Origin of the sequence: Rosistilla ulvae, assembly GCF_007741475.1 — a bacterium.
GTDB lineage: Bacteria > Planctomycetota > Planctomycetia > Pirellulales > Pirellulaceae > Rosistilla > Rosistilla ulvae.
On record NZ_CP036261.1, the window covers coordinates 3,287,798 to 3,301,789 of the forward strand.

At 57.5% G+C, this 13,992-nt stretch carries 9 protein-coding genes; 6 read left to right on the forward strand and 3 right to left on the reverse strand.

Translation table 11 applies throughout. The features are described 5' to 3' along the window. Positions 1-957 precede the first annotated feature (957 nt). A complete protein-coding gene (locus EC9_RS11675) occupies positions 958-2,058 on the forward strand; it encodes a dihydrodipicolinate synthase family protein (protein WP_145345353.1) in 1,101 nt (366 codons plus the stop codon). Between the two features lie 64 nt (positions 2,059-2,122). Beyond that, the gene (locus EC9_RS11680) at positions 2,123-3,568 is read left to right on the forward strand and encodes a Gfo/Idh/MocA family protein (RefSeq protein ID WP_145345355.1); all 1,446 of its coding nucleotides are present in this window, start codon (positions 2,123-2,125) and stop codon (positions 3,566-3,568) included. A 539-nt stretch (positions 3,569-4,107) separates the two neighbouring features. Here the strand turns inward: EC9_RS11680 and EC9_RS11685 are convergent. The 3 genes from EC9_RS11685 to hmpA all read right to left on the reverse strand — a co-directional run bounded on the left by EC9_RS11685 (position 4,108) and on the right by hmpA (position 9,107). Then, positions 4,108-5,400, reverse strand: a complete 1,293-nt coding sequence (locus EC9_RS11685; RefSeq protein ID WP_145345357.1) for a hypothetical protein — start codon at positions 5,398-5,400, stop codon at positions 4,108-4,110. Positions 5,401-5,475: 75 nt separating this feature from the next. Beyond that, entirely contained in the window at positions 5,476-6,939 is a 1,464-nt protein-coding gene (locus EC9_RS11690) for a hypothetical protein (RefSeq protein ID WP_145345359.1), read from the reverse strand. A 941-nt stretch (positions 6,940-7,880) separates the two neighbouring features. Then, a complete protein-coding gene (hmpA, locus tag EC9_RS11695; protein ID WP_145345361.1) occupies positions 7,881-9,107 on the reverse strand; it encodes an NO-inducible flavohemoprotein in 1,227 nt (408 codons plus the stop codon). A gap of 882 nt (positions 9,108-9,989) precedes the next feature. Between hmpA and EC9_RS11700 the strand changes: the two genes are divergently transcribed. From EC9_RS11700 to EC9_RS11715, 4 genes are read left to right on the forward strand one after another with little or no spacing between them, the layout of a single operon-like run. Beyond that, positions 9,990-11,144: an ABC transporter permease gene (locus EC9_RS11700; protein ID WP_145345363.1), complete on the forward strand. Its 1,155-nt coding sequence runs from the start codon at positions 9,990-9,992 to the stop codon at positions 11,142-11,144. Positions 11,145-11,175: 31 nt separating this feature from the next. Continuing rightward, positions 11,176-11,694 carry a hypothetical protein gene (locus EC9_RS11705; RefSeq protein ID WP_145345365.1) on the forward strand — a complete coding sequence of 173 codons (519 nt, stop codon included), beginning with the start codon at positions 11,176-11,178 and terminating at the stop codon, positions 11,692-11,694. A gap of 12 nt (positions 11,695-11,706) precedes the next feature. Beyond that, positions 11,707-13,266: an HlyD family efflux transporter periplasmic adaptor subunit gene (locus EC9_RS11710; RefSeq protein ID WP_145345367.1), complete on the forward strand. Its 1,560-nt coding sequence runs from the start codon at positions 11,707-11,709 to the stop codon at positions 13,264-13,266. A 22-nt stretch (positions 13,267-13,288) separates the two neighbouring features. Next, entirely contained in the window at positions 13,289-13,978 is a 690-nt protein-coding gene (locus EC9_RS11715; protein WP_145349114.1) for an ABC transporter ATP-binding protein, read from the forward strand. The last annotated feature ends 14 nt before the right edge of the window (positions 13,979-13,992 follow it).

Here is a 13,992-nt window from a genome sequence, read left to right on the forward strand (position 1 = left end):
GATCGTTGAGACGTTTGTCTCCAAGTTGAATATCTTGAAATTCGTATGCGATACTGGTCGGTTGCATGCTTTCACCTTGAGATTTCATTGTGCAAAATGAAATACTACAAGCGCAAATACCGTGCCAAAACGAGCTATTTTTGCGGCGACTTGTGGGTAATCAACAGCTCGTAACCTCGTCCACTACCATCACTCCTAAAATCAAAGTTTGACAAACCGCTAGCGTGCAAAGATCTAAGACTCAAACAACGTCTCCGAAAGATCGAACGTCGCTGGTCGGACTGCTGTTAGCGAGTAATGCGTCTGGCGAAGCGACGGCGACGAAGTGGTTGGTCGAGCGATTGGAACGCCGCGTGAGGCTCCCCGGTTTTCCAGTGGCATTGGAACCGGCTGTGCAATCCATTTCTCAATGGATTTGTTTGCTCCGACACAAGCACAATGTTAACGTATTAGCCAACATTGATTCTGGCAGGATCGTTGAGACGTTTGTCTCCAAGTTGAATATCTTGAAATTCGTATGCGATACTGGTCGGTTGCATGCTTTCACCTTGAGATTTCATTGTGCAAAATGAAATACTACAAGCGCAAATACCGTGCCAAAACGAGCTATTTTTGCGGCGACTTGTGGGTAATCAACAGCTCGTAACCTCGTCCACTACCATCACTCCTAAAATCAAAGTTTGACAAACCGCTAGCGTGCAAAGATCTAAGACTCAAACAACGTCTCCGAAAGATCGAACGTCGCTGGTCGGACTGCTGTTAGCGAGTAATGCGTCTGGCGAAGCGACGGCGACGAAGTGGTTGGTCGAGCGATTGGAACGCCGCGTGAGGCTCCCCGGTTTTCCAGTGGCATTGGAACCGGCTGTGCAATCCATTTCTCAATGGATTTGTTTGCTCCGACACAAGCACAATGTTAACGTATTAGCCAACATTGATTCTGGCAGCATAAGGTGGACCATGGATATTGAACGACGGATTTCGCGAAGGACGATCATCAAAGCAACGGCTGCGGGAGGAGCGAGCGTGGCCGCCGGATCTTTGCTCTCGGCGTCTCCTTTGCAGGGGGCAGACGATGCGGCGGTTGCGGATCCCAAGGTCCGCGGGCCCTTCCCCATCCTGTCGACTCCCTTCACTGCATCGGGAGAAGTCGACTACGACGTCTTGGCTCAGCAAGCAAAGTTTGTGTCTTGGGGCGGGTGCCCCGGAATGATTTGGCCGCAGTCGGGCGACAGCGTCGATCTGTTGACGACGGAAGAAAAGATGAAGGGGATGGAGGTGTTGGCCAAGACCACGCGCGATCTCCCTGCATCGCTCTGCTTAGGCGTCCAGGGTAAAGACACCGCCGAGATGCTCGCCTTCGCCGAGCATGCTGAAAAGCTGGAACCCGAAGCGATCATCTCGCGGCCGCCCGACTCGGGCAAGTCCGAAGAGGATCTTCGACAGTACTGGAAAGCTCTTGCCGCCGTCGCCCGCCGGCCTGTCATCCTGCAAACGACCGGCGGCGTTGCTTATAAGGGACCGCTCCCATCGCCCGAGTTGATGATCGACCTGGCTCGCGAATTTCCGCACTTCGGCTACATCAAAGAAGAAGCTGGCAACGTCCTTGCACGCATGAAAGTCTCGCTGGCCGCGATGCCGCCGGTGCGACGCGTGTTCAGTGCGCGAGGCGGATTTCATTGGTTGGAGGAATCGCGTCTGGGCTCCGAGGGTGTGATCACCGAACGAGCCGTCTATGCCGATGTGTTGACTCGGTTTTGGGAGTTGCAACAAAGTGGAGATGATCCCGCGGCGCTGCAGGATCTGTTCGATAAGTTCACTCAGATGGTGAAACTGAAACCGGGCAGCCTGCGAGGTACCAATCTGTACATCTGGAAAAAGCGTGGCGTCTTCAAGAACCTGCTGTCTCGCAACTACGGCCCCAAAAAATCGATCCCCGCCGAACCGAAGCTGTCCGAATTCAAAATGAGTGAAGCTCAGATCGCGGAAGCTGACGCGAAGTTTGCTGCTCTGGGGCCTTATTTGAAAACGGTTACTCCCGATCTGGACAACCCTGCGTAACGGATTGGATACCCGGCAGCTCGGATTCAGACCAACGAACCATACCTTGCAAGCGAATTGATCCATGATGAGTCGACCTTCACGGCGGAGTTTTTTAAAGCGAGCGGCGGCAAGCGGATTTGCGGCTTCGGTAACGATCTCCGGAACTAAATCGTCCGGCCAAGTCATTGGTGCTAACGACCGCGTGCGAGTTGCGGTTGCCGGAATCAACGGTCGCGGGCAGATCCACATGGGATCCTTCGCCGCGATCAAAGATGTCGAGGTCACGCATCTCGTCGATCCCGACAGTCGGTTGTTTGCATCGCGTAGCGCGCGGTTGGAGCGACAGACGGGGCAAAAGCCTAAGTGTGTGCAAGACATCCGGCGGGTGCTGGAGGACCCGACAGTCGACGCCGTCTCGATCGCCACTCCCAATCATTGGCACGCGCTGATGACGGTTTGGGCGTGTCAGGCGGGGAAAGACGTCTACGTCGAGAAGCCATGCAGTCACAACATTTACGAAGGCCGACGCATGGTGCAGGCGGCGGAAAAGTACAACCGGATCGTCCAACATGGCACGCAGTGGCGTTCGGATCCAAAGTGGCGGACATACACCGCCGATATTCGGGCGGGGAAATATGGGAAGCTGAAAACCGCAAACATTCAAATCTTCCGTCCGCGGAAGAGCATTGGCATCAAGATGCACGTGACGCCACCGCGCGAGCTCGATTACGACCTGTGGGTTGGCCCCGGCCCGATGAGTCCCTTTCGAGACAACTTGGTCCATTACCGCTGGCATTGGATGTGGGAATACGGCAATGGAGAGATCGGAAACTTAGGCTCCCACGAATTCGAAATGGCTCGCTGGGCGATGCCGGAAAATGCCAGCCCGCAGTCGGTGATCAGTCTGGGAGGCCGGTACGGATACAAAGATCAAGCCGAGACACCCAATACTCAGTTAACGCTGTATGACTTTGGCGAAACCAAACTCGTCTGCCAACAGCGTGGGCTTCACTTCGACAAGCCGCTGAAAATGAGCATCGATTTCCATACGGCGGATGGAGTGATCCGAGAGGGGCACTTTTATCCCCATGGAAAGACGCAAGGGGAAGCGATCGTGGGAGCGCCGCCGAGCGGGCTGCCGGAAAATCACGCGCGAGCACACTTCAAGAACTTCATCGATTGTGTTCGCAGTCGAAACCAATCGGAACTCGCGTCGGATGTTCTCGACGGGCATCGCACCGCTGTCTTGGCTCATCTCGGCAACATCTCGTACCGCCTTGGCGAGCCGATGTCGTTCAGCGGTCCGCCCGAAGGAATTGCCGCGCACAGCCTCGCCAGCGAATCGTTTGACGACATGAAACGTCATCTGGTCGAGGCCGGAGGAGTCAATCTTACGAAGGATTCCTATCAGCTTGGACCGTTGCTTCGGTTCGATGCACAAGCCGAAGAGTTTGTCGCCGCCGCAGAGGCGAATCAAATGGCTCGCGGTAGCTACCGTGAATCGTTCCAGATGCCAGACGTCGTTTAAGCAGGCGCACGGGGGTAGGCTGCGCCTTCGATTCTTGGGAACCTTGCGAAATGCTCACCTACACTTTCTGGTATTTTACGCATTGGTTAACGCACTGATTTCGTTGGGATAACGACATGCTGTTTGCGGGATTTCGTGATCGCCGGGCCGTGCGATGGGGAGACTGGATTAGCAGAAGATTCTGCCGCCGACGGTGTGAGCTGTGCAAATTTTCAACCGACCGAATCAAACATCAGGATTGGTTGGATGGAGCGTTTCCCGCAAGCGTCGCGGAGATGAAGTGGCGTTGGAAGCAGATCGGTGGATAGGCTTGCGCCGGTGAAGAAGCTCCGTTCGATCGGCATCAAACAGGAACTGGCATAACCCCAAGAAGAGAGCAGGCTGGCAAATGCCAACCTGCTCGCGGTGATTCATCTGAGTGCGCTATTGCGTTAAGCGGCAGAGTGCAGTTGCAAGGCGAACCGAACGTGTTCACCCGCAGCAAATGTAATCACTCGACCCGATCGTTTGCTTTGAAAGTGCAGCGGTGCTGCAGAATCCTACACCTTCGGCTTGATGAACAGGACTTCGCCCCGTTCGATCCAACCCTTTCGCAGATCGACGCGGAACCATCCGTCGCTATTCTTTTTGTGGAACCTCAGCGGCGAACGCTTGCCAAATTGAGGCAAGTCGTATTCCGCCCAAGTCTTCCCCTTGTCGGTCGAGATAATGAAGCCGGTAGTGAACGGCGACGCGGGACCGTAGTGCGCCGACAGCATCACGTCGTCTTCGATGATCATGTTGGCCGATTCATAGTGCGGATTGAACAACATCGTGTGTTTGCTGGGATCGGCGATGTCCGCAGGATCACAGCGGAAGATGCCGCGATCGTGTGGCATCGTGCCGTTGTTTCCGTTGGCATCCGAGGCCCAGTAGAGCTGGCCGTCGACGAAGTTAATCCCTCCCGACTTGTATCGCGAGTTGGAGTTAACGGAAACCAAGACCTTCCAATCCCAAGTGTCTTTGGCCGCGTCGTAGGTGCCTCGTAACCAATGACACTCCTGCTGCGCCTTGCCATCGATCACGCGATCGTGGTCGCCGGTGCAGGCGTAAAACGCGTTTTCCGCGGGATTATACGCAACCGTGTGGATATGTCGGCAGATCACAGGGTTGCTGGGATCGCCAACCCAATGCGACTTGTCGCCGCCCTTTTGTTGGAAGCTCGGGTTTTGCCCAAACGAATAAGCCAACTTGACCGTTTCGCCCTGATCGGTCGAGTAGTAGATGTTGACCGGGACGGCGCCGCCCATCACGTTACAGTAGTTCCCCCAAACGAGCATCTCCGATCCGTCGACATCCCAGGTGTGAACTCCGTCGAGCGAATGGAAGTACCAGCCTGGATTGGCGGGATCGATCGGCGTGTGGGGAAGGTAATCGCTGCCGTCGCTATTTTTCACCGTGATCTGTTTGTAGGACTTCAGGTTGTCGGTGCTCAGATACAGCTTGGTCCTTGTGGCGAACAGGATGTTGCCATTCTTTAGAATGACGCTGAACGTGATGTTGTCGGCGTTGCGGAAGATCGCGTCGTGAGCCCACGTTTTGCCATTGTCTTCCGACAGGTAGACCTTTCCGAGACCGAAGCCGAACGCTTTGTTGTCGCGCTGCGAATCGATGTACGGCCCTTCGGGAGCCAGGCGATACCAGAAATGATCGGTCGATCGAACACCGTCGGCTTCGGCCCGCAGGTTGTCATCCGCCGGGAATAATAAACTGCTCGACGCTGCGGCGGATGCGGCCAGGAAGGTCCGACGCGATGGTCCGAGCGGACGTTGCGGATCGTGAGAGTGATTCATTGATGGTTCTCCAGAACGGATTCAAGGTGGGATGGCGAAGGTGAGCTTCTATGACATTGTAGTAAGTCCGAAACGCTATTTGTCGGACCACAGCGACTTCAGTTGCTCAACCGTTTGATCGGCGAGCGCCTGGCCTCCCTCGGGGCCAACGAGGTTGCTCTCCACGATGGCGCTGTAGCCACCGCCGCGAGCTGCCCGCGCGCTGGGGACGTAGGTTCCGGGGCCGGCCAGTTGGATGACAAAGGTTTGCAGGGCGGGGCTGCGAGCCTTCATCTGGATCCCGAAGTCGGTGAACAGTTCGAAATCGTTGGTCGCGATCGCGATATCGCCCAACCGTATCGCATGCAGCTCCATTTCGTAGGGCTGCAGTTCGCCCGCTTGTTGGCGATCGAAGCGGTCGACGGCAGATTGATGCCACTGCATCCGTCGCTTCTTTTTGGGGTCGGTTGCAAGTTCGGCGACCTTGGCCTTCAATGCAAACGATTCTTCATGCGTGACCATTCGTTCGGGCAACTCGATAGTCTTCACCGTGTGAACAAAAGGAACGTCGGTGTGGCGTTCTTGGCTGGCCCCCTGCAAAGCTTCTTCCCAGGCGACGACGATCCGCCGCGCCAGCTCTTCCAACCGCGTCAGGCCACGCAGTTTCCGCATCCGTTCTTCGGAAGGTTTGCTGTACATCAGGTGAGGCGATTGGTCGCCGGCGGCGCCGGTCCACGCCAAGACGTGCAGATCCTCGCCGTATTTCTCGCGCAGCGTATTGCGAACCGGGTGCCAAAAGTCGGCGTTGACGGCTGAGCGGCCTTCGACTTCTTGAGCGGGACAGGCGACGTTGACACATGTGGCGATCAATTGGTCCTTGGCATCCCAGAAGAAGAGCACCTCGACACCGTGGTCTTCGTAGCCTTCGATCTCGAGAAAGTTATCCTTGGCGGTCGCACCATACATCGCAGCGGTTCCGTTGGAATAAACGGTGCGACGGTTCTGAGCGACGACGGCATGCCCGAGGCCCCAGCCGACCTGGCCCGGTTGACGCGCTTCCCACGCCGCGACGGCCGCATCGGCGACACGGTCGGCCAGGAATTCAAGGTATTCGGCGGGACGCATGATTCCTTTGTCAGGCAGTTCGTAGATCCCTTCGCGGATAACCGGCGCGGTATGCGTGTGGGTGGCGTTCATCACGAGCTTTTTAGGATCAAAACCGGGGATCCGGTCCTGCACGCGTTTGCGAACCGCATCGAGCACACCTTCGCGGATCGCAATGAGATCACACGATACCATGATCGCCTGATCGACGACTTTGTCACCGTCACGCGATTCGAGAGCGAGCGCTGTCGCGGTGACTTCGCTTTCGACATTTGCGCTGATCCGCGTTCGCATCTGCCCGGTCAATGCCACTGGCTCGTCGGGTGTAATGCTGACCGAAGCGCCGCCAACGTATAGTTCAGCAGCCAACAGCGGCGATGCTGACGCAAGCAGGATCGACGCGGTGGATGCAATGATTGCCAGACGGCGATGCAGGTGAGATACCAATAGAAGCATGGTGGGGTCTCCAATAGAAGCTTCGGGGGAAGGGTGGTTGCGACGCATTCTAGCGTATTGCAACACCCGAAGTGACTGTTTGGGAGATTTACTCAGGCCGGCACTTCGCTCGCGGGGCTCGCTCCATTTGGCCTGGGCTATGTGAATGGCCGGACCTTCGGGCCTTGTCGACTCGGCTCGGTAGTGGAGTCGATGAGGGACGTGGTGGCATGTACCGTGGACGGTTTTGTGTGCCACTGGCTTTGCCAGTGCTCCCCCGGCAAATCGGTAGCACCAGGCTCCAACTAGCGAAATAGCAGGGGGGGACAACAAATTGCCGGACCGTTGGTCCTCCGCTTGAGTTATCGCTGTGTGTAACCCAGGCCGGCACTTCGCTCGCGGTGCTCGCTCCGTTTGGCCTGGGCTATGCAAATGGCCGATCCTTCGGACCTTGGCGGCTCAGCTCGGTAATGGAGCTGGGGAAGGCGAGGTGGACGGCCTTCGTGTGCCACTGGCTATGCCAGTGCTCCCCCGGCAAATCGGTTCGGACAACAAATGGCCGGACCGTTGGTCCTCCGCTTGAATTATCGCTGTGCGTAACCCAGGCCGGCACTTCGCTCGCGGTGCTCGCTCCGTTTGGCCTGGGCTATGCAAATGGCCGATCCTTCGGACCTTGGCGGCTCAGCTCGGTAATGGAGCTGGGGAAGGCGAGGTGGACGGCCTTCGTGTGCCACTGGCTATGCCAGTGCTCCCCCGGCAAATCGGTTCGGACAACAAATGGCCGGACCGTTGGTCCTCCGCTTGAATTATCGCTGTGCGTAACCCAGGCCGGCACTTCGCTCGCGGAGCTCGCTCCGTTTGGCCTGGGCTATGTAAATGGCCGATCCTTCGGACCTTGTTTACTCGGCTCGGTAGCGGAGCTGGGGATTCGTAGCTCCACGAATAGGATCGAGGTTCGATGACTACGCTGTCAGTTCAGCTTTGGGGCCGAAGAATTCGTAGTGCATCCGCGAATCGTCGACTACCAAATCTTTCAGGATCGAGTGCACGCTGGCCATGAATGGCTTCGGTCCGCAGAAGTAGAAATCGGCAGTGGCGAAGGGCGTCCAGTCTTGGATCAGTTCCTTGCTGATCATGCCAGCGGAATCGCACTTCTTATCCGCCAAGTCGCGTTCGGAGGGGCTGTCGTACAGCACACGTGTCTGGACGTTGGTACCTTGCGTCGCTAGTTCTTGGACTTCGCTGCCCAAAGCGTGCACGTTGCCGTTGCGAGCAGCTTGCAGGAAGTAGATCGGGGCTTCGGTTTTGGCGGCGACCAATGTTTTCGCCATCGACAACAGAGGCGTGATTCCGATCCCGCCGGCCAGGAAGACCACCGGGCGGTCGGCAGCTCGCATCGGGCAGATTGTGAATTCGCCACACGGAGGCCCGACGGAGATTCGGTCGCCAGGGCTGATCGCGTCGTGAAGGTAGTTCGAAATCAGACCGCCGGGAGTGTCGTCGTCGGCGCCCGCTTCGCGTTTAACGCTGATCCGATAGTACCCCGTGCCGGGCTGGTCCGACAAACTGTAGTTTCGCGGCGAGGTCGGCGTGACCGGATGTTCGATCTGAACGGTGATGTATTGACCGGGCAGATGGTCGGGGAGCGGTTGGCCGTCGTCGGCGGTCAAGTAGAACGAAGTCACTTCGTCACTCTCGGGAACCTTGCGATCGACAACCAGTTCGCGATAACCGTTCCATCCACCGGGCTGCGATTTCTGTTGTTGGTAGATCTCATTTTCGCGGCCAATACAAATCTCAGCCAACACGCCGTAGGCTTCGCCCGCGGCGCCAAGCACCTCTTCGGTCGCGCCGTCTCCCATCACCTCCTTGATCGCGGCCAACAGGTGTTTGCCAACGATCGGGTAGTGTTCGGGTTGAATCCCGAGGGAGCAATGCTTTTGTGCAACCAGTTCGACTGCCGGGCCGAGGGCTTCGAGATTGTCGATGTTCGAAAAGTAGGCGCAGATCGCGCCGGCCAACGCCTTCTGCTGGCCACCGCTGTGCTGATGGGCCTGATTGAAAAATGCTTTGACTTCGGGGTTCTCCGCAAACATCCGTTGATAGAACTTGCAGGTGATCGTCTCCGCATTGGCAGCTACCGAAGGAGTGATCTGTTTGACAATTTCAATCGTCTTTTCGCTCAGCATTTTTCCAATTTCCTAGTCGAGTGAACGCGGTTGGCGGCTAATCTTACACGCCACAACTCCATATCTGCATACAAAGGTAGAGAATCAAACCTGCATGTCAAGGTGGATGTTGTTCGGGAGGTCCGATTTTCGATTCGCAATCAGCTCCCTTGCGACATAGGGAAGATATACTAGGTGTAGGGGTTCTTCTGCTATACCATTCTGGGGGAGAGCAGGGGAGCGATGGTTTAGGCCGGATAGTTCCTGCAGTTCCTGTTGTCGCAACCACACCTCGACGCTAATATGGACTCATGATTCGAACGCTCCTTGCACTCCTGTTGATCGCCAATTTATTGGCCTGCCCGTTGCGCTGCATGGATTGTCATGCTGCGTCGGCAGACGCTTCGCAGGCGTCGGCAGTTGGATGTGCCTGTTGTCAGGAGAACGCTGCGACATCATCGCCCGAATCATCCGAGAATCCTGCTGGCGATGATTGCTCTTGTCCCAACTGCATCTGCGAGGGAGCAACGCTTCAAGACGCCCCGCAGGCTCCCGACGCGGAATCCGCGACGATCGTGTGGCTCCCGGCACCGTTGGCTTCGCTGCTGCTGACCTCTCAGGTTGGCTTGCGAAAGCACTCTCTCGAAGACATCGAACGTCCGTCCCATGTTTGGGGACGTGTTGCGCGAATTGCGCACCAATCTTGGGTGATCTAACACCACCCCAGTTCTCGCTCGCGGAGAGCGTTTAACTTGGTTCGGTCTGCCCTCGCCTTGAGTTGCTCGAACTGTTGAAACGCGTTCCGGCGTTCTTTGGTTTCCATGATGTGTTTGCTGGTGCGCGCTGTGCGCCAGAAGCATGTTCGGAGAATGGTGTTTCTGGGTTCCCGTTGTTGATTCACACATGCTGCTTCCCTGGGAATATGGCGTCCGCAACTTGGCGCGTCGTCCTGTCCGCACCGGCCTCACGCTGCTCGCCCTGGCGACGGTGGTGATGTTAGTGTTTGTCGTCGTCGGGTTCATTCGTGGACTGGAGCAATCGCTATCGGTCAGCGGCGATGACGACGTGGTTTTGGTCTACTCGGTCAACTCCGAAGAGAACATCGAAAACTCGTCGATCGCTGCCCGGTCTCCCGCGTTGTTGTCAGCCAGTTTGGGAGGAACCTGGAAGCGATTTGGAGTCGATCACGTATCGCCTGAACTGTATCTGGGAACACGCGTCTCGACCTCCGACCAAGAAAACGGACTGGGATTGGTTCGAGGTGTCACGTACCGGGCGCCGTTGGTGCGGCGTGGAGTGAAGATCGTCGATGGCGCGTGGCCCGAGCAAGGTGAAGTCATCGTCGGACGTTTGGCGTCGGCCAAATTGGGCAGCCACAGCGACGCGTTGGCGATCGGGCAAACGATTCAGTTCGAAGGGGCGACGTGGACCGTCAGCGGGCACTTCGCCGCCGAGGGTGCTGCCTATGAATCGGAGATCTGGTGCGATCTTTCCGCCTTTCAAACCGTGACCAAACGCCAAGATCTCAGCCTCGTCGCGATGCTGTTAGCACCCGGAGCGAGCGCCGCGGAGATCGAATTGTTCTGTAAAGAGAGAACCGATCTGGAGCTGAGAGCACTCCGCGAGAGCGACTATTACGCATCGCTTCAACAGCATTATCGTCCGGTTCGGTTGTTGGCTTGGTTTGTTGTCGCGTTGGTATCTGGAGCTGGCGTTTTCGCTGGATTGAACATGATGTATGGCGCCGTCGCCGGGCGGATTCGAGAGCTAGCGACGCTGCAAGCTATCGGTTTTCGGCGGCGTGCGATTTTGTTGAGCCTTGTGCAGGAGGGCGTCTTGTTGGCTGCCGCGGCTTCGTTGTTGTCGGGCGTGATCGCCCTGACGATGCTCAACGGCCTGGCGGTTCGGTTCACGATGGGAGCCTTCACATTACGAATCGATAGCGTCGCGATCTTGGTTGGTTGCGGCGTTGGATTGTTATTAGGAGTCTTGGGAGCGTTGCCACCGGCGCTGAAGGCTCTTCGCGAATCGGTGGCGATCAGTTTGAAAGCTGTTTAACACGTTGTTTCACTTTTTTGGAGAGTCTGAAATGAAGATGATGAATTGGATCTGGGTTGTTGCATTGGCTGTGGTTGTTGGTTGCGGCGAAGCGCCGACTGCCGAAGGTCCCGATGCAGCAGAGGTCGCTGCGGCGAGCGCGTTGTATGTCGCCGAAGCGGAACCCGAGGGAGCCGTTGGCGTTGGCGAAGCGCGTGAATCGGTCGAGAGCGAGCAAGCGGTGACATTGGTCGGCACGATCGGCGGATCGCGCAAACCGTTTGTCGAAGGGATGGCGGCGTTTACGATCGTCGATCCCAAAGTTCCCTTCTGTTCGGCCGACGAAGGTTGTCCGACGCCGTGGGATTACTGCTGCACCCAACCTCAAGTGAAAGAGAACATCGCGACAGTAAAGGTTGTCGACGCCGATGGCGGTCCCGTGTCGTACGACGCGCGGAAACTTTTGAACGTTAAAGAACTGTCGACCGTGGTGGTCCAAGGGACTGCCAAGCGGGACGATCAAGGCAACTTGACCGTTGCGGCCAACAAAGTTTTTGTTCGCTCGGAATAAGGATGCGGGACGATGCCGGATAGACCACTCGATCTCAGCAAATTGGCACTCCAACGCGGGCCATCGCCCGGCGAGTCGACCAGTGCGCGTCGACAGCCGCGACCTTGGTTGCTGCGTTACGCATTGCCAATCGGTATTCTTCTGGGCTTCCTTGGCTTGCTGCTCGCTTCGGCGGGCCGCCAATGGTTGCCCCGACAATCGGTGACGGTGGTCCCGGTGATCGTTCAACGCGGTGAAATCCAGCAGGCGGGAACCGCGTTGTTCCAGGCCGCTGGATGGATCGAACCACGTCCGAGCGCGATCAGCGTCGCGGCGCTCGCACCGGGCGTGATCGAATCGCTGCTGGTCGTCGAAGGCCAGCAGGTTGCCAAAGACGAACCGATCGCGAGGCTGATCGCGATCGATGCCGAATTGGCTGTCGAACAAGCCCAGGCGACGTTGGCGATTCGCAATGGCGAGTTGCGGCGTGCCGAAGCGGAACGCGACGCGGCGATGATCCGCGTCGAACAACCTGTCCATTTACAAGTTGCGTTGGCGGAAGCGAAAAGTGTGTTGGCGAAAGCGAAGACGCAGCGCGACGCGCTGCCGTTTTTGATCGAAGCAGCCGAGGCGGCGCGGAAATTTACCGCCGACAGCGTTGCTGGCAAAACTGCGGCCCGCAATGCGATCGCGGGGATCGTGTTGCAACGCGCTCAAAGCGAACACGCTCAAGCCGATGCGACGCTGCGCGAGCTGCGAGATCGGGAACCGAACCTGCAGCGCGAGATCGATGCGGTGCAAAGCAAAGTCGATGCGTTGGAGACTCAGCTGAAGCTGTTGGTCGAGGAACGCAGGCAACTGGAAGAGGCGCACGCCAAAGTCGAATCGGCCGCGGCGCTGCGGGACGAAGCGGCATCGCTGTTGCGCGCGGCGCAGCTGAATCTCAAACGAACGGTTGTCACCGCTCCGATCGCCGGTCGTGTGTTGCGCGTCATCGCGTCGCCGGGGACGCGCGTGATGGGACTGGAGCACAACTCGCGGCAGAGTTCCAGCACGGTGATCGAGATGTATGACCCCACGCGGCTGCAGGTTCGCGCCGACGTGCGGCTGGACGATGTGCCGATGGTGGTCCCCGGACAAAGCGTCGAGATTGAGACAGCTTCGGCAGCCGGCACCCTGCGCGGCCGCGTGTTGCAGTCGACCAGCATCGCCAACATTCAAAAGAACACGTTGGAAGTGAAGGTGGAATTGATCGATCCGCCGTCGAGCGTGAGCCCTGAGATGTTGGTGACAGCAACGTTTTTGGCTCCCGAATTGCCGCAGTCGCAATCCGAACCGACCGAGACGGTGCGGATCATGATCCCAAAAACATTGGTCCAAACCGGCGAATCGGGCCCGTTTGTCTGGCTCGTCGATTCCAGCGGACTCGCTCAGCGGCGACCGATCAAGGCGGGGAAGAGCAGCGAAGAGGGACTCGTCCCGGTGTTGGAAGGTTTGCAGGTCACCGACAAATTGATCGCGTCGGGGATCGAAAATTTGCAGCCTGGCGATGGAGTGCAGGTTAGCGGCGAAGAGCAGTCGTTGGGGCGATGATTCGAGAACAAGCGAGACGATGATGACCTTGGTAGAACTGAAAAACGTCAGTAAGTCCTTCAGCAAGGGGGACGAAACGATCACGCCACTGGACGACGTGAGCCTGCAAATTGGCGAGGGGGAATTTGTCTCGTTGATGGGGCCCAGCGGTACCGGCAAGAGCACGCTGTTGAATCTGGTCAGCGGGATCGATCGCCCAGACAGCGGCACGATCATCGTCGATGGGACCGAGGTGACTCGGTTGTCGCGGGGCCAGTTGGCTGATTGGCGAGCGGCAAACCTGGGCTACATCTTCCAAACGCACAACCTGATCCCGGTGCTGACGGCCTACGAAAATGTCGAGCTGCCGACGATGTTGTTGAAGCTGACGCGGGCACAGCGGCGGCAACGCGTCGAACTGGCTCTCGAAGCGGTGGGGCTTGCCGATCGATCCGACCACTACCCGCGGCAGCTGTCCGGTGGCCAAGAGCAACGCGTCGGGATCGCGCGGGCGATCGTGGCTCATCCCAAAGTTGTTGTCGCCGACGAACCGACGGGTAGCCTGGATACGCAGACCAGCGAACAGATCCAGTTGTTGTTGCAGCGACTCAACCGCGAGCTCAACATCACGATGCTGATGGTCACGCACGACAGCGATGTCGCCGCGATCGCGTCGCGGCAACTTGTATTGGACCGCGGGAAATTCATCGAATCGCAAGCGGCGACCGTTTAAGGAAAAGAGGTGCT